The 26794-nt window shown below is 65.8% G+C and carries 22 protein-coding genes; 12 read left to right on the top strand and 10 right to left on the bottom strand.

What is annotated here, in order from left to right:
- Positions 1-12: 12 nt before the first annotated feature.
- The 4 genes from HV793_RS04010 to HV793_RS04025 form a co-directional block, all read right to left on the bottom strand.
- On the bottom strand, positions 13-1329 hold the full coding sequence (locus HV793_RS04010) for an MFS transporter (RefSeq protein ID WP_119451707.1): 1317 nt from the start codon (positions 1327-1329) through the stop codon (positions 13-15).
- A 60-nt stretch (positions 1330-1389) separates the two neighbouring features.
- Positions 1390-4347: a c-type cytochrome gene (locus HV793_RS04015; protein ID WP_175212715.1), complete on the bottom strand. Its 2958-nt coding sequence runs from the start codon at positions 4345-4347 to the stop codon at positions 1390-1392.
- Positions 4344-4865: a (2Fe-2S)-binding protein gene (locus HV793_RS04020; protein WP_175213152.1), complete on the bottom strand. Its 522-nt coding sequence runs from the start codon at positions 4863-4865 to the stop codon at positions 4344-4346. The genes HV793_RS04015 and HV793_RS04020 overlap by 4 nt, the downstream gene beginning before the upstream one ends.
- Before the next feature lie 92 nt (positions 4866-4957).
- Positions 4958-6115: an FAD-dependent monooxygenase gene (locus HV793_RS04025; RefSeq protein ID WP_054458878.1), complete on the bottom strand. Its 1158-nt coding sequence runs from the start codon at positions 6113-6115 to the stop codon at positions 4958-4960.
- A 322-nt stretch (positions 6116-6437) separates the two neighbouring features.
- Here HV793_RS04025 and HV793_RS04030 point away from each other — a divergent pair, with 322 nt between their 5' ends.
- From HV793_RS04030 to HV793_RS04050, 5 genes are all read left to right on the top strand, one after another.
- Positions 6438-7274, top strand: coding sequence for an alpha/beta fold hydrolase (locus tag HV793_RS04030; protein ID WP_175212716.1), 837 nt, complete (start codon positions 6438-6440; stop codon positions 7272-7274).
- A gap of 53 nt (positions 7275-7327) precedes the next feature.
- Positions 7328-8401 (top strand): 2,5-dihydroxypyridine 5,6-dioxygenase NicX family protein, encoded by a 1074-nt coding sequence (locus HV793_RS04035; protein ID WP_054458875.1) that lies wholly within the window; start codon positions 7328-7330, stop codon positions 8399-8401.
- Positions 8398-9054 (top strand): N-carbamoylsarcosine amidohydrolase, encoded by a 657-nt coding sequence (locus tag HV793_RS04040; protein WP_175212717.1) that lies wholly within the window; start codon positions 8398-8400, stop codon positions 9052-9054. The genes HV793_RS04035 and HV793_RS04040 overlap by 4 nt, the downstream gene beginning before the upstream one ends.
- A 70-nt stretch (positions 9055-9124) precedes the next feature.
- Positions 9125-11434: a xanthine dehydrogenase family protein molybdopterin-binding subunit gene (locus HV793_RS04045; protein WP_175212718.1), complete on the top strand. Its 2310-nt coding sequence runs from the start codon at positions 9125-9127 to the stop codon at positions 11432-11434.
- 123 nt (positions 11435-11557) lie between these two features.
- A complete protein-coding gene (locus tag HV793_RS04050; RefSeq protein WP_054458869.1) occupies positions 11558-12574 on the top strand; it encodes an amino acid ABC transporter substrate-binding protein in 1017 nt (338 codons plus the stop codon).
- A gap of 32 nt (positions 12575-12606) precedes the next feature.
- On the opposite strand, the gene HV793_RS04055 is transcribed toward HV793_RS04050, so the two are convergent.
- Positions 12607-13527, bottom strand: a complete 921-nt coding sequence (locus HV793_RS04055) for a LysR family transcriptional regulator (RefSeq protein ID WP_175212719.1) — start codon at positions 13525-13527, stop codon at positions 12607-12609.
- Between the two features lie 193 nt (positions 13528-13720).
- Here HV793_RS04055 and HV793_RS04060 point away from each other — a divergent pair, with 193 nt between their 5' ends.
- The 3 genes from HV793_RS04060 (at position 13721) to HV793_RS04070 (ending at position 16594) form a co-directional block, all read left to right on the top strand.
- A complete protein-coding gene (locus HV793_RS04060) occupies positions 13721-14695 on the top strand; it encodes a tripartite tricarboxylate transporter substrate binding protein (RefSeq protein ID WP_175212720.1) in 975 nt (324 codons plus the stop codon).
- Between the two features lie 11 nt (positions 14696-14706).
- Positions 14707-16152, top strand: a complete 1446-nt coding sequence (locus tag HV793_RS04065) for a M81 family metallopeptidase (protein WP_175212721.1) — start codon at positions 14707-14709, stop codon at positions 16150-16152.
- Positions 16153-16312: 160 nt separating this feature from the next.
- Positions 16313-16594 (top strand): peptidylprolyl isomerase, encoded by a 282-nt coding sequence (locus HV793_RS04070; RefSeq protein ID WP_006385706.1) that lies wholly within the window; start codon positions 16313-16315, stop codon positions 16592-16594.
- A gap of 54 nt (positions 16595-16648) precedes the next feature.
- Here the strand turns inward: HV793_RS04070 and HV793_RS04075 are convergent, their stop codons facing one another.
- The gene (locus tag HV793_RS04075; protein WP_054458860.1) at positions 16649-17554 is read right to left on the bottom strand and encodes a LysR family transcriptional regulator; all 906 of its coding nucleotides are present in this window, start codon (positions 17552-17554) and stop codon (positions 16649-16651) included.
- Between the two features lie 156 nt (positions 17555-17710).
- Between HV793_RS04075 and HV793_RS04080 the strand changes: the two genes are divergently transcribed.
- Both HV793_RS04080 and HV793_RS04085 read left to right on the top strand, forming a co-directional pair.
- The gene (locus HV793_RS04080) at positions 17711-18688 is read left to right on the top strand and encodes a Bug family tripartite tricarboxylate transporter substrate binding protein (RefSeq protein ID WP_175212722.1); all 978 of its coding nucleotides are present in this window, start codon (positions 17711-17713) and stop codon (positions 18686-18688) included.
- Positions 18689-18706: 18 nt separating this feature from the next.
- Positions 18707-19912 carry an FAD-dependent monooxygenase gene (locus HV793_RS04085; protein ID WP_054458857.1) on the top strand — a complete coding sequence of 402 codons (1206 nt, stop codon included), beginning with the start codon at positions 18707-18709 and terminating at the stop codon, positions 19910-19912.
- 91 nt (positions 19913-20003) lie between these two features.
- Here the strand turns inward: HV793_RS04085 and HV793_RS04090 are convergent, their stop codons facing one another.
- The 4 genes from HV793_RS04090 to HV793_RS04105 all read right to left on the bottom strand — a co-directional run bounded on the left by HV793_RS04090 (position 20004) and on the right by HV793_RS04105 (position 24273).
- Positions 20004-20744: an ATP-binding cassette domain-containing protein gene (locus HV793_RS04090; RefSeq protein WP_054458855.1), complete on the bottom strand. Its 741-nt coding sequence runs from the start codon at positions 20742-20744 to the stop codon at positions 20004-20006.
- Positions 20745-20756: 12 nt separating this feature from the next.
- Positions 20757-21719, bottom strand: a complete 963-nt coding sequence (locus tag HV793_RS04095) for a sugar ABC transporter substrate-binding protein (protein ID WP_175212723.1) — start codon at positions 21717-21719, stop codon at positions 20757-20759.
- Positions 21720-21738: 19 nt separating this feature from the next.
- Complete coding sequence (locus HV793_RS04100) at positions 21739-22680, bottom strand: ABC transporter permease (protein ID WP_054458851.1); 942 nt, start codon at positions 22678-22680, stop codon at positions 21739-21741.
- A gap of 84 nt (positions 22681-22764) precedes the next feature.
- Positions 22765-24273: a xylulokinase gene (locus tag HV793_RS04105; protein WP_175212724.1), complete on the bottom strand. Its 1509-nt coding sequence runs from the start codon at positions 24271-24273 to the stop codon at positions 22765-22767.
- Between the two features lie 338 nt (positions 24274-24611).
- Here HV793_RS04105 and kce point away from each other — a divergent pair, with 338 nt between their 5' ends.
- Positions 24612-25547 (top strand): 3,5-dioxohexanoate:acetyl-CoA acetone transferase, encoded by a 936-nt coding sequence (gene kce, locus HV793_RS04110; RefSeq protein WP_175212725.1) that lies wholly within the window; start codon positions 24612-24614, stop codon positions 25545-25547.
- Between the two features lie 28 nt (positions 25548-25575).
- Complete coding sequence (locus tag HV793_RS04115) at positions 25576-26775, top strand: ABC transporter substrate-binding protein (protein WP_175212726.1); 1200 nt, start codon at positions 25576-25578, stop codon at positions 26773-26775.
- Positions 26776-26794 lie beyond the last annotated feature (19 nt).

The raw sequence follows: 26794 nt of genomic DNA on the forward strand, positions 1-26794 counted from the left end.
GTCAGGCAAAGGTCAGTCCAGCGCGCGGTTGCGCGATTCCACGTCGACCGACCAGATCGCGATGGCGCCTGCGACCAGCATGCTGGACAGCACGGCCAAGGACAGCGTGAAGTGGCTGGCCATGATGGGCGCGATGATGGCCGGCGCGAAAAGTCCGCCGAAACGCGCCACGGCTCCCGCCATGCCCATGCCGCTGGCACGCAGGTCGGTCGGATACACCTCCGGCGTGAACGCGTACAAGGCGCCCCACGTTCCCAGCAGCGAGAAACTCATCAGCAGGGTAGATCCGATCACCACGAACGGCGACGTGCCCAGGCTGTACAGCATGCATCCCACCGCGCTCAGCAACAGGAATCCGACCAGCGTGGGCTTGCGTCCCCAGCGCTCCACGCCGTAGGCGGACAGCGCGAAGCCGGGCAGTTGCACCAGCGCCAGCACCACCAGGAACTCCTGCCCGCGCATGAAGGCGAAGCCTTCAGTGCTGAGCTTCACCGGCAGATAGACAAAAACGCCGTAGTACGCGATGGAGATCAGCGCCCATGCAAGGAACAGCCCGATACTGCGGCGCCGATAGTTGCCCGAGAACAGCGCGAACATGGACTTATGCACCGGCGTCTCGGGCTGCAAGTGGGGCATGTCCACATCGCGGCGGTTGACCCGCGCCACCCTTTCCAGCACCTTGCGCGCCCGGTCCGACTTGCCGTTGCGGTTCAAGTACATGGGAGATTCGGGGATATAGAAGCGCAAGGCCACCCCGACCAGCGCCGGCAGGCCGGTCACGAAGAAGATCACGCGCCATGCATCGTCGCCCCACGACGTCGCCGCCAGCGCCAGCAGCGCGAGAAGAATGGTGCCCACGGCCCAGAACGATTCCAGCAGCACCAGCCAGCGGCCGCGGCGGTCGCTGGGCAGGAACTCGGCCATCATCGTGTAGTCCACCGGTAGCGTGCCGCCCACGCCGATGCCGGTCAGGAAGCGCAGGAACAGCAGCCAGGTGAATTCAGGCGCAAAGGCCGACGCCACGCCGGCGCAAGCGTCGATGATCACCGCAATCATCAGGACAGGGCGGCGGCCAATGCGGTCGGCCATGCGTCCGAACACGAACGCGCCAATCAGCATGCCGATGAAGAAGAACGTGCCGCTTTGCAGTGCCTGCGGCACGGTAATGCCAAAGGTCTTGGCGATCGACGGCGCGCTGAAGCCGATCGACAGCACCTGCATGGCATCGGCCATCCAGACCAGGCCAAAAATCACGAATAGCCGATACTGGAACTTGCCGACGCCGGCCACCAAAATGGCCTTGTCCACTGAAACCAATGAAGCTGACATAGATGAAACCCCTTGTTGTGATCAACACAAACTGCCGCACGCGTTGTGGCCGCGCTTCCTTTAGTTCAGCTCCGCGTGCTCGCGCAGCTTGCTAATCGTGTTCGTCGTGTCTGGCCAGGCGTCTTTCCCTGGCGCGTGGCGTTCCCGCAAATAGCCGACCAGGTCCGCGATCTGTCTGTCGTCAAGGCTGTCCTTGAATCCCGGCATGTAGCCCAGCTCGTCATTGGCCGGATTCTGGATGCCGTTGAGAATCACCTGGATCAGGTTGTCGGGCGTAGCGGCGTGCAGATTGGTGTTCGCGTTCAATTGGGGTTTCACGCCAAACAGCGTCGGGCCGCTGCCTGCCTCGTGGCAGACCGCGCATGCGTTTTGGTAGACGCGTTCGCCGTTTGCCCGCCGGCCCTGTAGGGATTGGATCGTGGCTGCGGCCGGCGCGGGAGCCGGCGAGGCCTCAGCAGCTTTGGCCCCGGCAGAGCCCGCCGCTTGCGGCAAATCCAGCAAATACGTGGTGATGGCCCTTACGTCGCTGTCCGGCAGCTCGGCCAACCCCTGGATCACCGGCGCCATCGGACCCGCCGCCACACCGTGGCGGGGCGAGTACCCCGTACGCAGATACTGGAACAGTTCCTCTCCCGTCCAGGCCCGCGAGCCCGCAGCCAATTGGTTCAGTGCCGGCGCGGTCCAGCCCTCGGCCTCGCCGCCAGCCAGGTAATGCACGCCCGTCTTTTCCGCCCCCAGGCGGTTGCGCGGCGAGTGGCATGCCGCGCAGTGTCCGGCCCCCTGCACCAGATAGGCTCCCCGCAGCCACTCCGCGCTGCGCGACGCATCGGGCGTGAACGGCGTGGCGTCGTGAAACAACGCATTCCAGCCTGCCAGCAAGGGACGGAAACTGAAGGGGAAGGCCAGCTGCGTCTTTGGCGGCTCGGCGCGCACGGCGGGCTGCGACATCAGATAGCCGTACAGCGCCTGCATGTCGGCGTCGCTCAGCTTGGCGTAGGCCGTGTACGGAAAGGCCGGGTACAGCTGGCGCCCGTCCTGATGCACGCCTTGGCGCATGGCGCGCTCGAACGCCGTGTATGACCACCGGCCGATGCCTGTCTCGTTGTCAGGCGTGATGTTGGTGGTGTAGATCGTGCCGAATGGCGTGTCCAGCGCCAGGCCGCCGGCATTGGCCTTGCCGCCCGGCGCGGTGTGGCAGGCAATGCAATCGCCCGCCGCCGCCACCAGGCGACCGCGCTCGATCGCGCGTGACGAATACAGCGACACGTCGGGACCGGCCGTCAACGGCAGCGCCGGTTTGACAGGCCAGAGCGCGGCGGCCATGCCGGCGACGCCCGCCATGCCTGCCGCCAGCCAGACCCAGCCGCGCCTCAGCGGATTGCGCATGCGCTCGCGGCGACGGCTGGCGAGCGCCAGCCGCAACTGCTCGGAATCGAAAGGCGCCTGCCGCAGGCGCACGCCCGTTGCGTCCTGGATGGCGTTGGCAATGGCGGCTGCGGCGGGCAGCGTAACCACGCCATCCATGCCCAATTGTCCCTGGACCAACACGCCGTCCTCGGTTGCATCACGGCGCGACAGGCCATCGTGTCCTTCGTATAGGCTCAATGCGCCGTGCTGTTCGTCTTCGGCATCCAGCGCTGGACTGCGCCAGTCATCGAAGACTGGCGGCCCCGCCAGCAGGCGACGGGCATTGGCCAGCAGCCGGGGCGTCTGATGCTCGATTGCCGCACGTATCGGCGCGCCTTGGGCCTGCTGCAAGTGCTGGCTGTCATGCCCGGCGACCACCCGCGTCACATCGACCTGACCGGTAAGAGGCTGTACGGTGACCTCGGCCACCCAGGCGCTCCATACCGTCCGCGCGGCGCCCGTCTCGTCCTCGCACTGCACCTGCGCCGTGGCGAAGCCTGTGCCGCGCAACGCGCCGATGCGCGGCGCGTCGTTGTCGTCCCTGGACAGCTCCGCCCGCTCCACCACCTGGCGCGCGAGTTCGAGCCCCGGTCCTTCGGGCAAATGCCGCAGGCGCCACGCGAGCGGTTCCTCGCCGCGGGCCAAAGCCTGCTCATGCCACAGGCTTTCCTGGGCAAACACTTGCGCCGCATTCAATTCGTCCACGCTGGCGCGCAGGGGAAGCGCCGCCCGAGTACCGGCCTGCACGGCGAAATCGCTGCGCACCGTCGCTTGGGCGGACGCGCGCGCGTGCCCGGGCTGGCTCAACAAGCGCGCCAGGCTCGGGCGCATGGCCCAGGATGCGTCCGCCCAAAGAATCGCGGGCTGATCGCGAGTGCTCTCGACGCCAGGCGTCGTTGCATGCGGGTTCGAGGCAGGTTCCGGCGCTACCGCTGATTGAGGGACTTGCAACACCAGTTCGTCCGCAGCCTCTGCGCGGCAGGCCACGCACACAGGCCGGCCCACGGCCTGCGACAGCAAGGCAGCGTCTGCAGCCGCATCCATCAGATCCAGCGGATGCGGCATGTTCTGGTGGACTGCGGTCGCACCATTGGCGTCAACAATGTTCAGCCGTATCGCCGCCTCGGGCAGCTGTAGCAAGGCCGCGAGCTCACGCCGCAGAATATGCTGCACGCCAGGCGCACACGCCGGCAGCCATACGCCTGCATACCCATCGACGCTCCAAGCCGTGACGCGAACGCCGGCTTGCGGCTCGGCCGACGGCAGGCGCAAGCCGTAACGGATCTGCTCCGAGCCGGACATGGACATGCGTGTTGTCTCGCCCGCATCAGCCGATTGCCACACGGGGGCCAACTCTGCCGCGGCTTGCCGGGCATACAGCAGGGTCACCGCAACCACGCCGATGAACTGCGCACGCTGCGTCGTCGCCACCACGCCAGCCAGGGCTCCGGCCTCTGCCAGTCTCGCGCTCAGCAGCCGGCTCCCGCGGTAGCGCAGGCCGTCCCACGCCAGTTCAGGCGGCCGCAGCGCAATGCCATGCAATACGTCGGTGGGCAAAACCGTCGGCAGGCCGCCATTTGCCGGCGGGGCCCCGAAAACGTGCGCGCTCATGGGGCGGGATCGTCCGCGACGCCAGCCGTGCGCAATTGCACGGCGCGCACGGCCGCCTGCATGATCTCTACATGGGTGCCGCAGCGGCACAGGTTGTGGTGCAACTCGCTGCGCAATGCTGCTTCAGTGGGGCAGGGATTGCGCCGCAGCAGCGCCTCCACCGTCATGATCATCCCGTTCAGGCAGTAACCGCATTGCGCCGCCTGACACTCGATGAAGGCTTGCTGGGTTGGCCCGGGCCGTTGCCGCGTACCCAGGCCCTCCAGCGTGGTGATCGCACGCCCAAGCGCGGCCTTGACCGGAATCACGCAGGACCGCGCCGCCACGCCATCTATCAACACCGTGCAGGCCCCGCACTCACCCAGGCCACAGCCGTACTTCGGGCCATTGAGTTCGAGATCATTGCGCAGCACGTGCAGCAGCGCCGTGCCGGGCGCAGCCGGCACATCGTACGCGCATCCATTCACCATCAGGCGGATCGGCTGCGGGGCGCTGCTTGGATAGACGGTGGATCCCATGGGCGTGGCACGTGGCTGAGTTTGAAAGGTAGGAAGGTTGCCGCTACGCAGGCCGGGGATCAAGTCCATTTTTCCCCACGCAGCGCAAACCCTTACGCCACGGCTCGCGCCTTGGGTTCGACCAACGGTTCGTTGAACACGTCATAGCCGAAGCACCACGAAGGGTCTTCATTGGTGCGCAGCCAGGTGTTGTCGTGCGAAATGCGCTGCACCTTGCTGGCGCGTTCCGCGCGGTTCGCCTCATACAGTGCAAACGCCAGTTCATGCTTATCTACGCCTACTTCCCGGAAGCAGCGCGCCAGCATTGCGCCGTCCTCGATCGCCATGGCTGCGCCCTGCGCCATGTGCGGCTTCATCGGATGGCAGGCGTCGCCCAACAGCACCATGCGCCCGCGGCTCCACAGCGGCAGCGGATCGCGTTCCAGCAACGACCATTTGGTCACTTCGACGGTGGCGTCGATCAGCGCCTGCACCGTGGGATGCCAGCCGTTGAAAGCCTCGCGCATTTCATCCTTGCTGCTGGGCAGCCAGCGGTCGTTCAAGTCCCAGTGTTCTACCGGCACGCCGGTCACGTAATAGAGCTCGTCGGCCTTTCCTGTCACGAAATAGACCATCATGTGGCGGTCGTCGCTCCACCACTTGACGCAGGAATCGAAGGGCAGCATGCCGTTCTTGACCGGCGGCGTGGGGAACACCGCGCGGTGCGCCAGATAGCCCGCGTACTTAGGCAGTTCCGGCCCCAGCAACTCTTCGCGGATGCGGGAGTTCACGCCGTCGGCGCCGATCACGATATCGGCCTCTTCGGACGTACCGTCGGCAAAGTGCATCACCACCACATCGCCCCGGTCCTCGACTTTGGTCAGCGATTTGCCGTAGGCGACGGCGCTTTTCGGCAAGGCATCGATCAGCAGCGCGTGGAAGTCGCCCCGATGCACGGTGAGATAGGACGCGCCGTAGTTCTTGACGGCGTAGTCGCCCAGCGGGATCTGCGCCAGGATATCGCCCGTCTCCCAATGGCGGCTATACCAGTAGTCCGGGTGGGAGCCTTGGGCATTCAGCGCATCTTCGACGCCGATCCGCCGCAGGATCTTCATGACGTTCGGCCCCACATGGATGCCAGCCCCTAGCCGCGAAAACCCCGACGCCTGCTCGTAGACACGGACGTTCAGTCCTTCCTTGAGCAGCAGCGCAGCGGTTGCGGCGCCGCCAAGACCGGCGCCAACAATGGCGATACGAGGGGATTTGGACACGGGGGCTACTCCTTGCTGAATGATGAATGACTGGACAAGTGATTGCGCGAACGCGTTGCCGGCCGGCTTACGAAGATGCTGCCGCCAGGCGCTGGAGTTGAAAATTTATGAAGTACACACTTCATTTTTTGATATCAAGAATTTCAACTTGCTCGCAATTCCGAAAATCGAAATCAAAAATATCGTATATTTTTCACCTTATTAGGTGAAAACCACTACTAAAACCAGGTTGGCTACCGGCCTCACTCTTTGCAAGAATAGAGCGTATACACTTTATTTTGAATTTATCGGAAACCCTAGGTCCGATTCTCAAGGCACCCCCATGACGACGAACTCCAGCACCTATCTCTACGGCGGCCAGGTCCATGCGAATGGCATCCGCCAGCACTACCTGCGCTATGGCGGCCCTGAGGGCGAACGCGCCGAACGCCTCGCGGTCATCATCATTCCCGGCATCACCAGCCCCGCCGTCACCTGGGGCTTCGTGGCCGAACGCCTGGGCCGCCAATTCGACACCTATGTGCTGGACGTGCGCGGACGCGGGCTGTCGGCGTCCGGGCCTGACCTGGACTATGGCCTGGACGCGCAAGCGGCCGACGTGACGGCGTTCGCGCAGGCGCTGGGACTGGAGCGCTATGCGCTGGTCGGCCATTCCATGGGCGGCCGCATCGCCGTGCGCGCCGCGGGCAAGACGCCGCAGGGGCTGGCGCGCCTGGTCATCGTCGACCCGCCCGTCTCGGGCCCGGGCCGCCGCGCCTACCCCGCCAACCTGGCGTGGTACGTGGACTCCATCCGGCAAGCGGCGCGCGGCATGACCGCCGAAGACATGCGGGCGTTCTGCCCGACCTGGACCGAACCGCAACGCCAGTTGCGCGCCCAGTGGCTGCACACCTGCCATGAACCCGCCATCGTCCAGAGCTTCGAGGATTTCGGCCGCGACGACATACACGCCGACCTGCCTGGCATCGCCTTGCCCCTGCTGCTGATGACCGCCGAACGGGGCGGCGTCGTGAGCGATGAGGACGTCGCCGAATGGCAAGGCCTGGCGCCGCAGACGCAGCACGTCCGGGTGTCGGGCGCCGGCCACATGATTCCGTGGGACAACGAAGCCGGCTTCTACGCCGCCTTCGGCGATTTCCTTGGCCACGCCGTGGACTGATACCGCGCACGGGACCTGCACGCCCCCCCATTCAGCCGCTCCAAGGAACCCTCATGTCCGTCAGCGATACCGATCTGATCCATGCCTGGAAACAGGTGCTCACCCTCTCCCGGCTGGAAGCCGGCCAGATTGTCACCGTGCTTACCGGCGCCGACACACATCCGCAGACCCTGCGTTGCGCCATCGCCGCAGCCACCGACATGGGCGCGCGCGTCACCCGGCTGGACCTGCCGCCCGTCAACGCCGACAAGTCCATCAGCCGCGACGCCCTGGCGTATCTGGGCGCTACGCCACTTACCGGCAATGCCGCGGCCATCGCGGCACTGACCGCCAGCGACCTGGTGCTGGACCTGATGACACTGCTGTTCTCCCCCGAACAACACGAGATCCTGCAGACCGGCACCAAGATCCTGCTGGCGATCGAGCCGCCCGAAGTGCTGTGCCGGCTGGTGCCGAACGAGGCGGACCGCGCCCGCGTGCAGGCCGCCGCCCGCCTGATCGAAGCATCGCGCCAGATGCACATCACGTCGGCGGCCGGCACCGATCTGCGCTGCCAGTTGGGCGACTTCCCCGCCATTTCCGAATATGGTTTCGTGGACCAGCCCGGCCGTTGGGATCATTGGCCCAGCGGCTTCGTGCTGACCTGGCCCAACGAGGGCCATAGCCAAGGCCGCGTAGTACTGGACCGCGGAGACATCCTGCTGCCTATGAAGGATTACGTGACCGATCCGATCGAGCTCGTGGTCGAAAATGGCTACGTCACCCGCATCAATGGCGGGCTGCAGGCCGACATTCTCAAGGAATACATGGCCGCGTATGAAGATCCCGAGGCCTATGCCGTATCCCACATAGGCTGGGGCCTGCAGCCGCGCGCCCAGTGGTCCATGCTGGCCCACTACAACAAGGAAGCCCATATCGGCATGGACGCCCGCGCCTTCGAAGGCAATTTCCTGTGGTCCATGGGCCCCAACAACGAAGCTGGCGGCAGCCGTACTACCGCCTGCCACATCGACATCCCGATGCGCCGCTGCAGCGTCGCCCTGGACGGCCAGCCAGTCGTAATTAACGGAGTCGTGCAGGATGCACCGGGACTGGCCCGCGCTGCGCGCCGAGGAGAGCTCAAATGAACGCGCCCCAGCAACCCGCCCGCATCGATGACACAGCCGGCGACATCTCCACTTATGCGCGGCAGGGTTTCGGCACTCCGCTGCCGCTCAAAGCCCCCTATGGGCTGCTGATCATCGACTTCGTCAACGGCTTCGCCGACCCGGCCGTTCTGGGCGGCGGCAACATCCCCGAAGCCATCTCGCAGACGCGCCATCTGTTGGCCCACGCCCGCGCGCAAGGCTGGCCGGTAGCGCACAGCCGCATCGTGTTCTCGGACGACGATGCCGACAGCAATATCTTCTGCCTGAAGGTACCGGCCATGCTGGCGCTGAAAGAACACAGCCACAACAGCGCCATCGTGCCGGAACTGGCCCCTGCCGCCGGCGAGTATGTGGTGCGCAAGAGCACCCCGTCCGCCTTCTTCGGCACCATGCTGGCGCCATGGCTGGCGCAGCGCGGCGTTCAGACCCTGCTGGTTGCGGGCTGCGTCACCAGCGGCTGCGTGCGGGCCAGCGTGGTGGACGCCATGCAGGCGGGGTTCCGGCCGCTGGTCGTGTCCGATTGCTGCGGCGACCGCGCGCTGGGGCCGCACGAGGCCAACCTGTTCGACATGGCGCAGAAGTACGCCGCCGTCATGCCCATGGACCAGGCGATAACCAACACGCGACCATGAACGGCGGCCCTGCCCTTGGCGTCCGGTAATGCCGGCATAATCATCCACCGGCCCGGACTCTGTCAGCCCCATGAACCTGCCTCAACCTGAAGAAATGCCTGGCGCGCTGCTCGCCCATACCGACGCCTTGCTGGTCGTGCGCGAACCCACGGCCCCGCCGCGCCCCGCGCCCGGCCAGCCCGGTGTCGCGTCGGACTATGTCCAGGCTACGCCGGAGATCTTCATTGCGTTGCTGGGCGACAGCGGCCAGCCATCCCAGGACACCGCGTCCGCCGGCTGGCGCGTGCTCGCCTTCAACGGCCACGTGGACCTGGGCACCGGCATCCGCACTTCGCTGGCCCAGATCGTCGCGGAAGAACTCGAGGTTCCCTTGTCGCGCCTGGAGATGGTGCTGGGGCACACCAATGCCGCCCCGAACCAGGGACCCACCATCGCCAGCGCCAGCATCCAGATATCGGCGGTACCGCTGCGACGCGCCGCGGCCCAGGCCCGCGAACATCTGCTGATGCTCGCGGCTCGGCAATGGGACATCCCGCGCGATGCCTTGCGGGTGCGCGAGGGCGTCATCCAGCCCGCCGACGCCAACGACCCGCGGCAGCTGTACTATGGACAGCTGCTGCGCGGCCAGCACATACGGCTGCTCCTGGCGCCCCCTGACCAGGAGGTCCGCCTCAAGCCCGCCCACGAATACAAGATCGTGGGACAGGGCGTCGCCCGCGTCGACATTCCCGCCAAGGCCACCGGCGAACTCAGCTTCGTGCACGACGTGCGCGTGCCCGGCATGCGCCATGGCCGCGTGATCCGCCCTCCCCATCCGGGGCGTGACGCCGGCAGCTTCATCGGCCGTTGCCTGGCCGATCTGGACCGCGACTCCGTCGCCCACCTGCCGGGCCACGTGCAGGTGGTGGCGCAGGGTGATTTCATCGGCGTGGTCGCGGATCGCGAGGAACAGGCGATCGCCGCCATGCGTGCGCTGAAAGTACGCTGGAAGCCTGTTCCGCCCGCGCCGCGCCTGGATGATCTCGAGCAAGCCATCCGCGCCAATCCATCGACGGCCCGGCCGCTGATCGAGGAAGGCGACATCGATACGGCCTGCGCCCGCGCCGCCACGCATCTGCGCCGCAGCTATGTCTGGCCCTATCAAATGCATGCCTCCATCGGCCCGTCTTGCGCTGTCGCCGACTTCAGCGGCGGCCGCCTGACGGTCTGGACCGGCACGCAGAATCCCCACATGCTGCGCGCCGACTTGAACCGCTTGCTCAAGCTGGGCGAGGATCGGATAGACCTGATCCGCCTGGAGGCCGCGGGCTGCTATGGCCGCAACTGCGCGGACGACGTCTGCGCCGACGCAGCGCTGCTGTCGATCGCCGTCGGCGCCCCGGTCCGCGTACAGCTCACGCGCGAACAGGAACATCAGTGGGAACCCAAGGGCACAGGCCAATTGATGGACGTGAGCGCCGCGATCGATGCCGACGGCGAACTGCTGGCCTATGACTTCGGCGTCCGCTACCCCTCCAACGACGCGCCATTGCTGGCCCTGCTGCTGACTGGCGCCATTCCCGCCGAACCTCGCACGCTCGAAATGGGCGACCGCACGGCCGCGCCGCCCTATCGTTATCCCAACCGGCGCATCGTCTGCCACGACATGGCGCCGCTGGTACGCGCATCGTGGTTGCGCGGGGTGTCGGCCCTGCCCAACTCCTTTGCCCATGAGTGCATGATCGACGAACTGGCGCACGCGGCCGGCGCTGATCCTGTCGAATACCGACTGCGCCATCTGGAGGATCCACGCGCCATCGCGTTGCTGCAAGCCACGGCCGCCCGCGCGCAGTGGCGCCCGATGACGCCAGGCAGCCGGGGCCGCCCCGGCGCCGATGGCCGCTTGCATGGCCGGGGCGTCGCCTATGCGCGCTACGTGCATAGCAAGTTCCCCGGTTTCGGCGCCGCCTGGGCCGCATGGGTCATCGACCTGAGCGTGGATCCGGCAAGCGGGCGCATCGAGGTCGAGCGCATCGTCGTCGGCCAGGATACCGGCATGGTCGTCAATCCCGACGGCGTCCGCCACCAGATCCATGGCAACGTCAATCAGACGCTAAGCCGCAGCCTGTTGGAGAAGGTCGTTTTCGACGACGCCGGCGTGGCCTGCCGGGAATGGGGCGGATACCCCATCATCGGCTTCAAGAACCTGCCTGCCATCGACGTGCTGTTGATGCCGCGCCAGGACGAGCCGCCCATGGGCGCCGGCGAATCCGCGTCGGTTCCCGGCCCCGCGGCGATTGCCAATGCGCTATTCGACGCGACGGGGCTGCGCTTCTACGAAGCGCCTTTCACTCCTGAAGCCGTGCATGCCGCGCTATTCCCGGCGGCTCGCGACGCGTAAATTCCGCCTCATGGATTTAACGGGAATTCCCTGATACTCCCGCCCCGGCCCGCTGGCTACCATTCGCCGCACCTCAGCCTTCGGCTGATCGCTACAAATGCGCCGGATGGCGCGGAGACACCCATGAAAGCACTCAAACTGGCCGCGGCAGGCACCGCCTTACTCATTTCGTCCTTGACCGCCCACGCTGGCGCGACTTTCGAGGCGGTCAAGAACAAGGGCTTCGTCCAATGCGGCGTGTCCACCGGCGTCGCCGGCTTCTCGGTGAACGACAGCAAGGGCGGCTGGATCGGCCTGGACGTGGACCTGTGCCGCGCACTGGCCATCACGATGTTCGGCGACGCCTCCAAGGCCAAGATCATGGCGGTCAGCGCGCTGCAACGCTTCACCGCCCTGCAGTCCGGCGAAGTCGACGTGCTGCCCCGCAACACCACGCTCTCGCTGACCCGCGACACCACGCTGGGCCTGATCGGCGTGGGCGTGAACTACTACGACAGCCAGGGCATCATGGTGAACAAGTCCCTGAACGTGAAAAGCGCCAAGGAGCTGGACGGCGCCACGGTCTGCGTGCAGCCCGGCACCACCACCGAACTGAACCTGGCCGACTGGTTCCGCTCGCAGAACATCGTCTTCAAGCCCGTGGTCGTCGAGCGCCTGGACGAGATCATCCGCGCTTTCGCAGTGGGCCGTTGCGACGCCTTCACCGGCGACAAGTCGCAGCTGGCCGCGGCGCGCAGCAACCTGGAGAACCCGGAAAAGTACGACATCCTGCCGGAGAACTTCTCCAAGGAGCCGCTGGGCCCCATGGTCCGCCAAGGCGACGAACAATGGTTCAACGTCGTGCGCTGGACCATGTTCGCCATGCTGGAAGCCGAGGAATACGGCATCACGTCCAAGAACGTCGACGAAATGCTCAAGAGCACCAACCCCAACGTGCAGCGCCTCCTGGGCGTGACGCCGGGCATGGGCAAGAACCTGGGCGTGGACGACAAGTGGGCCTACAACATCATCAAGAACATCGGCAACTACGGCGAGAGCTTCGAGAAGAACCTCGGCCCCAGCAGCCCGCTGAAGCTGCCGCGCGGCCTGAACGCTTCGTACCGCGATGGCGGGCTGATGTACGGCTGGCCGGTGCGTTAAAGTCACAGCAGGACCACGCCAGGCATCGCCCGCTACGGCTTCGCGCCGTGGAACAGCGGCGATGCCTGGATTCTTTCCAGCATGCCTCTAGCCGCGCTGGTCAACGGTCGATTCGCCCGCACGATCAAGCGCGTCTGCGCCGCCTCGAAGATGGGATTAGTGGTGCGCAGCGCCACCAACTCACCCCGAGCCACCTCCTTCACCACCGAGTTCGCCGACGTGAAGGTCAGCCCCAGGCGGCTTTCCACATAGCGCTTGAGCGTCACCACCGAGTTGGCGATGAAGCTGGGCGACAGCACGATGTTCTCCGATAGTTCCGCCATCTCGATCAGCTGGCGCAAGCCGAAGCCCGGCCCCATCAGCGCAATCGGATAGCGCTCCACGTCCTTCAGCGTCGGCCGCTTGCGCTGCCGCGCCAGCGGATGATCCGGCCACGCGATCACGCACAACGGATGGTTGCGCGTGTGAACCACGCGTATGCCGGGGTCCGCCGGCGCGCCGAACACCACGCCAATATGGGCGTCGTCGTGCACCACGGCGCGCACCGCGTCGGAAGCGCCGGCCACTTTCAGCGAAACCCGCACGCCAGGATGCTGCCGGCAGAATTCATCCACCACGCCGCTCATCAGGATATCGACGAAGCCCTCGCTGGTGACGATCTGGATATCGCCGCGTTGCAAACCATTGACCTCGTCCAGCCGGGCCCGCAAGGCCTGCTCGCTGGCCTGCCGGTCGCGGCAGTGGTCCATCACAATCGAGGCCATGTCGGTGGGCACGATGCCCCGGCCCTTGCGCTCCAGCAGCGCCACGCCCAGCTCCGTCTCCAGCAACTGGATCTGACGGCTGACGATGGAAGGCTCCACCCCCAGGCGCTCGGCGGCGCCGCGCACCGATCCGGTCGTCACCGCCTCGAAGAAGTATTGCAGGCGCCGCGCGCTCAGCCCCCCGTCCATGCTTGTCCCCTTTTTCTACGATTTCTCTAAATCGTTGCCTTTTTGGCAACAAACTCCCTCGCAGCTTACATTGATTTACAGGCCTGCGATTGCGAATAATGCGCGTACTTTCAAATCCGCTCGGTTGCGAGCCGCAAGCTGGAAGCCAGCGGCGGCGGCAATGCGAGGTAACGCCCATTTCGAGCCTTTAAGCATGAAACTCTTCGCTTCGATCCTCGCTGCCGCAACCCTGAGCGTATTCAGTCAACAGGCCGCTTTCGCCTCGCCGGAAGCTGCCTACCCGAGCAAGCCCGTCAAGGTCGTGGTCGGCTACGCGCCGGGCGGCTCGTCCGACGCCGTGGCGCGGCTGATCGCCGGCCGCCTGTCGGACAAGCTGGGCCAGACCTTCGTGGTCGAGAACCGTCCCGGCGCCGCCAGCAACATCGCCGCCGCGACCGTGGCGCGCTCGCCCAACGACGGCTACACCATCCTGCTGGGCTCGAACGCCAGCACCATCAACGTGTCGCTGTACAAGGAACTGTCCTTCGACTTCCAGAAGGACTTCGCGCCGGTGGCGCTGCTGACGCGCTTTCCCAACATCATGGTGGTGAACAACACCGTGCCGGCCAAGACGGTGCAGGAGTTCATCACCTACGCCAAGGCCAACCCCAAGAACATTTTCTTCGCCTCGTCCGGCGCAGGCTCGTCGACCCGCCTGTCGGCTGAACTGTTCAAGATGATGACGGGCGTGGAAATGGAACACGTGCAGTACAAGGGCAGTGCGCCCGCCCTCACCGACCTGATGGCCGGCCGCATCCAGGTGATGTTCGACACCGCGCCTTCGGTCATGCAGCTCATCCAGGGCGGCAAGCTGCGCGCACTGGGCGTCACCAGCGCTACCGTCCAGCCCTTTGCGCCCGAGATCCCCACCATCGACGCCACCGTCAAGGGTTACGAGATGACGTCCTGGTACGCGCTGTTCACGCCTGCCGGCACCCCCGCCGACATCGTGGAAAAGCTGAACAAGGAAGTCAACGCGATCCTGGCAGAGAAGGAAATCCAGGAAAAGCTCGCCGGCATGGTCGCCACGCCCGGCGGCGGCACGACGGAAGAACTGCGCCAGCACGTCGCTTCCGAAATCGCCAAGTACGCCGACGTCGTCAAGGCCTCTGGCGCCACCGCGGACTAAGCACTCGTACCATGCGCGTTTTCACCGGTTCGCTGTCCACGGAGACCAATACGTTCGCTCCGCTGCCCACCTCGCTGGATGATTTTGCCGACCGGGGCTACTACCCCGCAGGCACCCATCCTCCCGAGATGACCATCTTCAGCGGACCTCTGTGGGCAGCGCGCCAGCGCGGCGCGCAACACGGCTGGACCGTGATCGAAGGCATGGCCGCCGGCGCCCAACCCGGCGGCATTACTACGCGCCATGCCTACGAGACTTTGCGCGATGAACTGCTGCGCGACCTGCGACAGGCCTTGCCCGTCGACATGGTGGTGCTGGGCCTGCATGGAGCCATGGTGGCCGAAGGCTACGAAGACTGCGAAGGCGATCTGCTGGCGCGCGTCCGCGGCATCGTCGGCCCCGAGGTCGTCGTGGGCGCGGAGCTGGATCCGCATTGCCATCTGTCGGACGCCATGGTCGCCAACGCCGACATGCTGGTCGCCTACAAGGAATATCCCCACACCGACATCCGCGAACGCGCGCTGGAACTGGTGGACTTCTGCGCGGCAATCGTCGATCGGCGCATCGCCCCGGTTGCCGCCGTGGCCGACTGCGAGATGGTCGTCACCATCCGCACGCCACAGGAACCGGCGCGCAGCTATATCGACCGCATCAGCGCGCTGGAAGGCAGCGACGGCATACTCTCCATTTCCGTGGTGCACAGCTTCGCCTGGGGCGACGTACCCGACATGGGGACGAAGCTGCTGGTCTATGCCGACGGCAATGCCCAAGCCGCCCAGGAGCTTGCGCGGCGCCTGGCCGACGAGCTCATAGGCATGCGCGAAGTGTTGACGCCCATCTACCCCAAACCGGACGAAGCCATCGACCAGGCTCTGGCATATGGCGCAACGCCTGTCGTCATTGCCGATGCCGCTGACAATCCCGGCGGCGGGGGTGCGGGCGACTCCACCTTCCTGCTGCGCCGCCTGCTGGAACGGGGCGTGCGCAATGCGGCGATAGGCCCCATGTGGGATCCCATCGCCGTCCGCATCGCTTTCAGCGCTGGCGTCGGCGCGCGCTTGCCCTTGCGCATCGGGGGCAAGATCAGCCCCCTGTCAGGGGAACCGCTGGACTTGATGTGTACGGTCAAGGCGCTGACGCCGGACATGGTCATGACGGGCTTGTCCGGATCGCCGGCTGTCGTGGGGAATTCCGCCCTGGTCGAAGCAGATGGTATCGAGATCGTGCTGATCACGGTGCGGGCCCAGGCCATGGATATCGATGTGTTCACGCAGTTGGGGTGCCGGCTGGAGGAGAAAGCGCTGATCGTGGTGAAGTCGGCGCAGCATTTCCAGGCGTCGTTCTCGAAAGTAGCGCGGCATGTGATCTTTGCGGATGCGCCGGGGTCGGCGACGCTGGATCAGAGGAACCTGCCGTATAAGCATATTCATAGGCCAAAGTGGCCGATCGATATGTGACAAAATTTCCGGAACGCTGGCCCCCGGACGTCTTGTATTGAAGGGATACACAACAGTCGTCAGTGGTTCATCATCCGCGAGTTACCCTAGCCTAGCCAGCGCCAGTCCGCTGAATGCGTTACTCTCCCCCTCCCCAATTCAAGTCCGCAAGGAGCCCCAAATGGCACAAGCCTCCGCCCGCCACATCCTCGTCTCCACCGAAGCCAAGGCCAACGAACTGAAGACCGCCATCGAGAACGGCGCCGACTTCGCTCAGCTGGCCAAGGAAAACTCCAGCTGCCCGTCCTCGCGCGACGGCGGCAACCTGGGTACGTTCGGTCCGGGCCAGATGGTCAAGGAATTCGACACCGTGGTGTTCAGCGCCCCGGTCGGCGAGGTCCAGGGTCCGGTGAAGACCCAGTTCGGCTACCACCTGGTTGAAGTGACCAGCCGCAAGGACTAAGTCCAGCAGCAGTCTCAAAGAAAGCCGCCGCCAGGCAACTGGCGGCGGCTTTCTTTATGGCTCGCGCATCTGGGCCGCCGCTCTCAGGCAGTCCACGAACGCGGTCAATCCGGCGCTGTCACGGCGGCCACTGCGGGTGACGATGGCGTAGTCCAGCGCGACGCGGGGCGTAAGGGCCCGGAGCTGCACGCGCCAGCGCGTGCCGGTCAAGGCGGCAAACGAGGGCACGACGGCTTGGCCCAGCCCGGACTCGACCATGGCCAGGATAGTTTCCAGGTGGCTGTAGACGCGGCGCGGCGGGAGGTTCGCGACATCGGGCATGCGAGGAACGTGCCGGTCTATCAGTTGCTGGATGGGGTTGCTGGAAGGCAGCACGATGAGACTGGCGGGATCGAGCCGCTGCCAGGGCAAGGGAGCGCGGCGGGTCCGGGCGATATGTTCGGCCGATTGCGCCAGCACCAGTTCGGCGGGGAACAACCCGCGGCGGCGCAGGCCAGCCGCCTTCTGGAAGAAGGCGCCGAAACCGGCGTCCAGGGTTCCGTCTTCGACACCCTGTTGGATCAGGCTGCGGTCCATGTCGGCCACTTCGACACGCCATTCCGGCTGTGCTGCCGAGCAGGCGCGCAGCACCTGCGGCAGGATGCTGCTGGCGATGAGCGGGGTGACGCCCACGCGCAGCACGCGCGCCTGCGGCGTACTGGCGGCGGCCAGTTGACGCAGCGTGCCGCCCAGTTCATCGACCATGCGCTGGGCGACGGGCAGGAGCGTTCGTCCCGCATCGGTGAGCAACACGGCGCGGGTGCTGCGTTCGAACAGGCGGCTGCCTATGCTCTGTTCGAATTCGCGCACCATGGCGCTCAGGCCGGCCTGCGTCAGGTGCAGTTGGGCCGCGGCCTTGGTGAAGCTGGCATGTTCGGCTACGGCAAGGAAGCCGCGCAGTTGGCGCAGGGAGAAATTCACGCGTGGACTACCAGATAATTAATAAAACTTCTTTGTTAATAGACAAGATAACGCAGTTTTACTTGTTTATCCGTTTGCGTTGCAATTGCGAAATGCGCTGCCTTCCGTCCGGATGGGCCCAGAACAAAAGCGCAAATGCGCCTACAGGAGACAAGCATGTTCCGATTCCCCCTGCGAATTGCCTCGGCATTCGCCATCGCGTGCGCGGCCCTTGCGCCGGCGCCCGCCGTCCAGGCTGCGGACTTCCCCGAGAAGCCGATCCGGCTAGTGGTGCCATTTCCGCCCGGTGGCCCGACCGACACGAGCGCGCGCCTCTTCAGCAAGACCATGGCCGAACAGCTGGGCCAACCGGTCATCGTGGAGAACCGTGCAGGCGCGAGCGGCTCGGTGGGCACCACGTCGGTAACGCGCGAACAGCCTGACGGCTACACGCTGCTATGGGGCGGCACCAGCAGCATGGTGGTGGCGCCCGCGCTCTATCCCAAGCTGGACTATGACCCCATCGCCTCCTTCACCCCCATCGGCATGGCGGTGCGCGGCCCGCTAATCCTGGTGAGCCGACCCGCCCTGCCCAGTGCTGACCTCAAGGCGCTGCTCGACCTTGCTCGGCGCCAGCCGCTGACGGTGGCCTCGGCCGGCACGGGTTCGGTCGGACATCTCACGGCCGAACTGTTCGATCGCAGCGCGAACGTGGACATTCTGCACATTCCTTACCGCGGCGGGGCGCCGGCGCTCAGCGACGTGCTGGGCGGCCAAGTTGATCTGTTGTTCGACACGGTGACTCTGCTGTATCCGCAGATCGCGGCGCAGAAGCTACGCGCCTATGCCGTTACCGGCGCGCAGCGCTACCCGCAACTGCCCAACGTTCCCACCGTGGCTGAAGTGCTGGGCAAACCTTTCGAAGCCTATTCCTGGTTCGGTCTCATGGCGCCCGCCCACACGCCGCAGCCCGTCATCGAACGCCTGACCAAGGCGCTGGCCGCCGCAGCGCGCGATCCCGAGGTCAAGCGCCAGCTGGCCGACCTGGGCCTGGAGCCTGTGGGCGATACGCCGGAGCAATTCGCGCAATCGATCCGCACGGACCTGGACAAATGGACCCAGGTCGTCAAGCAAGCCGGCATCAAGCCTGACTAACCCACACCCCCGCAACATATGTCTCACAACGCCTCCCCCCTATATCTCATCGCCGGCGCGGGCCTGGGCGGCCTGACCGCCGCGCTGGCCCTGCAGCGGCGCGGCTTGCGCGTGCGCGTGCTGGAGCAGGCACAGGAGCTGCGCGAAGTCGGCGCGGGCATCCAACTTAGCGCCAACGCCAACCGCGTGCTGTATCAACTGGGTCTGGAACACGCCCTGACGGAGGTCGCACGCCCAACGGCCGGAAAGCGTATCCGCTTGTGGTCCAGCGGACGAACCTGGCCACTGTTCGACCTGGGTGCGGAATCGGTGGCCCGCTATGGTTATCCGTACCTGACGATCTATCGCGCCGACCTGCACCGGATTCTGGCGCAGGCGGTGCAGGCCAATGACCCGCGAGCCATCACGCTGGGCGCCAAGGTCACCAGGTTCACGCAGGACGACACAGGCGTCACCGCCGTACTGGAGTCGGGCGAAAAAATCGAAGGCGCGGCGCTCATCGGCGCCGACGGCGTGCACTCGCGCGTGCGCGCCGCGCTGTTCGGCGCGGACGCCGCGGCGTTTTCTGGCACCGTCGCCTGGCGCGGCGTGATCCCGGCCGAAAAGTTGCCCGCGCATCTGCGCGAGCCCTATGCCTGCAACTGGGTAGGCCCGGGCGCCCACGTCATCCACTATCCGCTGCGGCAGGGAAAACTGGTGAACTTCGTGGGCATCCTGGAGCGCGACGATTGGCAGGTGGAGTCCTGGACCGAGCGCGGTAGCGTAGCGGAATGCGCGCGGGATTTCGCGGGCTGGCATGAGGATGTGCAGACACTGATCCAGGCGCTGGACGAACCCTACAAATGGGCGCTGATGCTGCGCGAACCGCTGCCTGAGTGGTCGCAGGGCCGCGTGACGCTGCTGGGAGACGCCTGCCATCCGACGCTGCCCATGCTGGCCTCGGGCGCGGCGATGGCAATCGAGGACGGCTATGTACTGGCGCGCGCATTGGAGGCGCAGCCGGACGATGTTCCCCAGGCATTCAAACGCTACGAAGCGGCGCGCGTGGAACGGGCATCTCGCGTGGTGCGCGGTTCGGCCGAGAACGCTCGGCGCTTCCACAATCCGGCACTGGCACACGCGCAAGGCGCCGCCGACTACGTGGACCGCGAGTGGAACGAAACGCGCGTGCGTGAACGCTATGAATGGCTGTTCAGCTATAACGCGGATGAAGCGCCGGTCTGACTCTGCCGCCACATGAAAAAAAGGCCGCCGCCGGGTCTATCGCTGGCGGCGGCCTTTTTCATTCGCATGGCCGCTGGGGCCAAGCGCGGCCTTACTCTTTGCCCGTCATCACCATATGCGCCAACGCGTCCGCATCCAGCCCGGCCACGTCGCGCTCGATGACCTTGGTTCCGCTCTTCAGGATCGCCACCCTGTCCGCCAGCGCCACCACGTCGGCCATGTTGTGGCTGATGAGGATCACAGTGCGGCCCTCTTCGCGCAGCTTGCGCACCAGGTTCAGAACCAGCGCCGTTTCCTTGACGCCCAGCGCGGCGGTGGGTTCATCCATGATGACGACGCGGGCGTCCCAGCGCAGGGCGCGGGCGATGGCGACGGCCTGGCGCTGGCCGCCGGACATGCGCTCCACGGGCCGGTCCATGTCATCGATGGGCACGGACAGGCGTTGCAGGTAGCCGCGCGCATCCTCGGCCATGCGGCGTTTATCCAGGATGCTGAGCGGCCCCACGCGCCGCACCAGTTCGGCGCCCATGAAGATGTTTTCCCAGATCGACAAGCGCGGAGCCAGCGCCAGATCCTGGTAGATGGTGGCGATGCCTTGCACCAGGGCGTCGTGGGGCGATCCGAACGCGACCTGCTGCCCGTTCAGGCTCATCGCGCCGGCGCTGGGTTCCTGCGCGCCTGAGATGATGCGGATGAGCGTGGACTTGCCCGCGCCGTTGTCGCCGCAGATGGCCATGACCTTGCCCTGGGGCACGTCCAGGTCCACGCCCTTCAGAGCTTCGACGGCGCCATACGACTTCTTGATCTGGCGTAGCGACAACGCGGCGGTCATGGCTCTTGGCTCTTACTTGGCGGGTTGCAGGAATTTCTGGACATTGCTGGCGTCGACCAGGACGGAGTCCATGAAGAGGTAGGGCCCGGCGGCGATGCTTTCCCTGGGTTCCTTCTTTACGACGATCCGGTCGATGGCGTAGATGGCCTTGGTGCCCATCTGCTCGAAGGGAATCATCATGGTCGCGGTGATGAGACTGTTGGGATCGGCGATGCGGCGGTAGGTCTCCGGGCTGCCGTCGACGGACACGAGCGTAATGTCGCCTTTTTTCATGCCCTGGGCCTGCAACAGATCGTCGATGACATAGGCCTGGCCGTCGAACGAGGCCCAGATACCCTTGAACTGGCCCTGATGGCGCAGCAGCAGCGCCTGCATGCCGTTGCGCACATCGTCGCGCCAGCTCTGGGTGCGGGCCATGCTGAACTTGGCCAGGTCCTTGACGGCGGTGTTCTCGGTCAGGACGGCGTCCAGCATCTTGCCGCGGATGCGGGTGCCGGAGTTGCCGTCGAAGCGGGCGGACAGAATGTTGCCCTGGTAGCCCATCTTGCCCAGCATATAGAGGACGGACTGGGCGCCAGTGGCGTATTCGTTGACCTCGACGTCGAACAGCATGTGGGGGCTGGCGCCGGACATCACGCCGACGACGGGTATGCCCTTCTCCTTGGCGGCCTGCAGCTGCGCGTCGGTTTCCACGGGCTTGCCCATGGCGATGACGATGGCGTCGACCTTCTTGTTGACCAGGGTGTCGAGCTGTTCGGCCAGCTTGGGCAGCGAGCCTTCGGCGTTCAGCTGGGTCACGGTCCAGCCCTTGGAGCGGGCGGCTTCGGCAGCGGCGTTGGCGACGCGCGCGTGGGTTTCCGAAGACATCTGGAACGCGACGATGCCCACGTCGAAGGCGTGCGCCGCCGCGCCCATGGCCAGGGCCGGCACCGAAAACGCGGCCAACAGCAGATTGCGCATCAAGGATTTACGCATGGTTCTCTTCCCCTTCCGATCAGAATTTGAAGGCCGCTTTCTTCAGCACGGCCGATGACACCGCGACGGACGCGATGATGATGAAGCCCAAAACGATGTCCTGCACGTAATACGGCGCACCCATGAGGACCAGGCCGTTGCCCAGCACCTTGAGGATCAGCGCGGCGACCAGCGTGCCGGGTATGTTGGCATGGCCGGGGTTGAACATGGTCATGCCCAGCAGCACCGCGGCGATGGCGTACAGGAAGTAGTCGCCGGCCATATTCGGCGCGGCCGAAGACAGGCTGGACGTGAGCAGCACGGCCGCCAGCCCCGCGCACAGGCCTGAAAGCGCCAGGCCTATGCTTTTCATGGCACGTATGTTGATGCCGGCCAGCCGCGCGGATTCGCCGGCCTCGCCGGTGGCGGTCATGCGGGCCCCGGTGCGGGTCCATTTCACCAGGAAGAACGCCAGCAGCACGGCGCCCAGCATCCACAGCACCAGGGCAGGAATGCCGAAGGGCTTGCCGCGCGCCAGGTCGGTGAAGGCGGCGGGCCAACGGCCCACATAGGACACGCCGTCGGTCAGCATGAAGGCGAAACCGCGCGCCATGGCTGCCATGCCCAGCGTCGCGATCAGCGAGGGCACGCGCAGCCGCGTGACGGCGATGCCGTTCACGAGGCCGCACAGCAGGCCTACGCCCAGGCCCGCGCCTATGGCCAGGAGCACCGGCTGGCCGGTATGCACCAGGGCGCCCGTGACGACCGCCGCGAGGCTGGCGACGTCGGCCACCGACAGGTCCAGTTCGGCCGTGACCAGCGCCAGCGTGAAGCCGATGGCAATGATGGCCAGGAAGCTGGTTTCCTTGGCGATGTTCAGAAGATTATTGGGCGCCGCGAAATTCGGGGCTGCCAACGCGAAGAAAACCACCAGGACCAATCCCGCGATTGCCGTGCCGTACTTTTCCAGGATGCCGCGCATCGACTCAACCCTTGCTGCGTTTTGCTTGTTATGTGGGCGCGTCGCTGCGCCCCGCTGATGGCGAGGTAGTTTATACCTGGGCCATCAGCCCATGTCGATGCCGGCCAGCGCGCGCGATACTGGCGCCAGCGCGGCTTCCGCGGCGCGGAACTGGCGATACATGCGGCGATAGGCGTGCGCCCGCTCGGCCTGGGGTTCATAGCGTTGCGCCACGCGCACCAGCGCGTCCTGGGCGGCCGCGAAGCTGCCGTAGCGTCCCAGGCCCGTCCAGGCGGCGACCGCCGCGCCCAGTACGCCGGGCTGTTCGGCCTGGCCGACCACCAGAGCGCGTTCGCAGATGTCGGCCTTGACCTGGCACCACTGGGCATTGGACGCCGCGCCGCCGCCGAAGCGGATCTCTTCCACAGGACTGCCCAGTGCGCTTTCGGCGCGCTCCAGCACGATGCGGTTGAGAAAGGCCACGCCTTCCAGCACGGCCCAGGCCAAGTCGCCGGGGCCGTGGCGACGGTTCAAGCCCAGAAAAGCGCCGCGCAGGTGCGGATCCCAATACGGCACCCGTTCGCCTTGCAGATAGGGCAGGAACAGCGCCGGTTGCGGATCGCGCGGCGCATCGAGCAAGGCGTCCATGGCCTCGCCCACCCCGGCCATGCCTTCGTCGCCCAGGCGGCCCAGCAGCGGCAAGAGCCACGCCACCGTATCCGCGCCATTCTGGCCTGGCCCGCCGATCTGATGATGTCCGCCGCCCCAGTCCACCGTCATCAGGCCTTGCGCCTGCACCGGCTCGGCGCCCACGGCGCCGAAAACTTCGGTGGTGCCGGAGATGTTGTAGGCGTAACCCGGCCGCAGTGCGCCCAGGCCGGCCACGGCCGCCCAGGTGTCGTTGGCGCAAGCCACGACAGGACGTCCCGACAGACGCGCCAACGCGCCCGATAGACCCTTTTGCACGACGCCGACGACCTCCAGCGGATCGAGCAGACGCGGTACCCAGGCCGGATTGGCCCCCACCGCCGTCAGCAGGTCGGCGCAGTCCGGTCCGGCCGTGGCGGCCGCCGCCAGGCGCGCCATCGACACGGTGTCGCTCACGGTGCGTCCGGTCAGGCGGAAATTCAGATAATCCTTGGGTTCCAGCACCAGCCGCACCCGCGCCGCGTGCTCTGGCTCTGCGTGCAACAGCCAGGCCACGCGCGCCCAGGGATGGAAGGCGTTGATCTGTCCATGCTCGGGATGGGAGGACGGCATGGACGCGAGCCACGCGCCCACGTCCGCCGCCGCGCGCGTATCGCGCCAGGTGATCGCCGGCCGGATGGCAGCGCCGTGCGCATCGATGAAGACCTGCGTGCGCGTGACGCCGCAGATCGCGATGGCCTCTACCGCACTGAAAGCGGCGTCCGCCTGCGCCGCCAGCGCATCGGTCAGGGCTTGCAGCCCGTTCCACCAGGCATCGGCGTCGATCTCGTCCCAGCCAGGATGAGCGGCGGGGCTGGCACGCGCCGGACTTTCGATGAAGCACGAATGCGCGATGCCGCCGCGATCGTCCACCAACGCGGCGCGAAAGCGCGTGCCACCCAGATCCACTGCCAGGACGTAGCTCATGCCGGCACCTGCATCAGGCGGATCTGGCCGCGCCCGGGCTGCATGGCCCGCAGCGGGCGGAGGGTCTGGATATCAAGCATGGGAGGCGGCTTCTGCGTGATCGGATGGCCGTCGGAACGGGCGTTCCGGCATAGGCAAATTGTAGTCCTGTCAGGGCTGGCGCGCAGCGCTGGCGTCCAGCGTCGCTGCACCGCAGCACCGGAAATCCTATCAATTGATTATTTCTGTTCAGGTGACACGGGCCGCGGGCGTGGGACAGAATGGCCCACACCCGGAGGAGACAACCGGGGCCATGAAAACCATCAAGAACGCATGCGCAAGCGCGCAGCCCGAGGCCCATGAAAAAGTCCAGGAACAAGGTCATCATTACCTGCGCCATCACCGGATCGGTCCATACGCCGTCGATGTCGCCCCATCTGCCCGTCACGCCCGATGAGATCGCGCAGTCCGCGTTGGATGCGGCCAAGGCCGGCGCCGCCATCGTGCATCTGCATGCGCGCCAGCCCGATACCGGGCAGCCTACCCAGGACCCCGCGCTGTATGCGCAGTTCCTGCCCCGCATCAAGAACGCTTCGGACGTGGTGATCAACATCACCACGGGCGGCTCGCCCGTGCTGCCGCTTGCCGACCGCATGGCGCCCGCGCTGCAATTCAAGCCCGAGGTGGCCTCGCTGAACATGGGTTCGATGAACTTCGGCATGTATGAACTGCTGGAGCGATTCAAGGAGTTCAAGCACGCCTGGGAACGTCCGTATCTCGAAGGCAGCAATGACCTGATCTTCAAGAACACCTTCAAGGACATCGAGCGCATCCTGACCTCGTGCGGCGACAACGGCACGCGCTTCGAGATCGAGTGCTACGACATCGGGCACCTGTATACGGCGGCGCATTTCGTCGACCGCAAGCTGCTCAAGCCGCCCTTCCTGATCCAGTCCGTGTTCGGCATACGCGGCGGCATCGGCACGCATCCCGAAGACGTAATGATGATGAAGCGCACCGCGGACCGCCTGTTCGGCGACGACTACATCTGGTCGGTGCTGGCCGCCGGACGCAAGCAGACGCCGCTGGCGACCATGGCGGCCACCCTGGGCGGCAACGTGCGCGTGGGCCTGGAGGACTCGCTTTGGGACGGGCCGGGAGAATTGGCGCGCTCGAATGCGGACCAGGTGCGGCGCATCCGCCGCATCCTGGAAGACCTTTCGCTACAGATTGCCACGCCCGACGAGGCGCGCGAAACGCTGCAATTGAAGGGCCGCGACAACGTCGCGTTCTGACCCAGATCCATTCAGTGGGGAGACAGACATGAAAATGACATTGTGCGCAGCCGCGCTCGCGACGCTGTTGGGGACGGCCGGCATGGCGCAGGCCGACGACGGCGTGATCCGCATCGGCTTCATCACCGACATGTCCGGCCTGTCGGCGGATGCCGACGGCCCGGGCGGAGCCGAGGCGATCAAAATGGCGGTGGCGGACCTGGGCGGCGTGGTGGCGGGAAAGAAGGTCGAGGTGCTGGTGGCAGACCACCAGAACCGGGCCGACATCGCCTCGTCCAGGGCGCGCGAATGGCTGGACCAGAAGGGCGTGAACATGCTGATTGCGGGCGCCAATTCCGCGGCAGCGCTGGCGATGGCGAAAGTGGCCGAAGAAAAGAAGACGCCGTTCTTCGTGGTGAGCGCGGGCGCCTCCGAGCTGACGAATTCGCAATGCACGCCCTACACCGTGCACTATGTGTACGACACGGTTTCGCTGGCGCGCGGCACGGCCCGCGCGATGATGAAGGAAGGCAACAAGGACTGGTACTTCCTGACGGTGGACCACGCCTTCGGACACGCGCTGGAGCGCGATGCCTCAGCGGTGGTGCAGGCCGACGGCGGCAACGTCAAGGGGCGGGTCCGGCACCCGCTGAACGCGGCGGATTTCTCTTCCTTCATCCTGCAGGCGCAGGCATCCGGCGCATCGGTGCTGGGGCTGGCGAACTCGGCCAGCGACACCAGCAATGCCGTCAAGGCAGCCAATGAATTCGGCCTGACGCCCAAGATGAAGATCGCGGGCCTGCTGGTATTGATTACGGACGTGCACGCGCTGGGACTGCAAGCCGCGCAGAACATGTATCTGACCACGGCCTGGTACTGGGACCAGGACGACGCCTCGCGCAAGTGGGCCGCGCGCTTCGAAGCCGCCATGAAGAAAAAGCCGTCGATGCTGCAAGCCGGCGACTATTCCGCCGCCACGACCTATCTGAAGGCAGTGGAAGCCACCAAGAGCACCGATGGCGACACCATCATGAAATGGCTGAAGGCGAATCCGGTCAATGACTTCTTCGTGAAGGACGGAAAGATCCGCGCCGACGGCCTGATGGTGCACGACATGTTCCTGATGCAGGTGAAGAGCCCGTCGGAGTCGAAGGCGCCCTGGGACTACTACAAGCTGGTGGCCCGCGTGCCGGGCGATCAGGTCTATACCTCGCCGGCGGAATCGACCTGCCGTTTGATGAAGCCCTGAGCCGTAACGGCAAGGATCT

The sequence above is a fragment of the Achromobacter aegrifaciens genome (genome assembly GCF_902859965.1).
Lineage (GTDB): Bacteria > Pseudomonadota > Gammaproteobacteria > Burkholderiales > Burkholderiaceae_B > Achromobacter > Achromobacter aegrifaciens.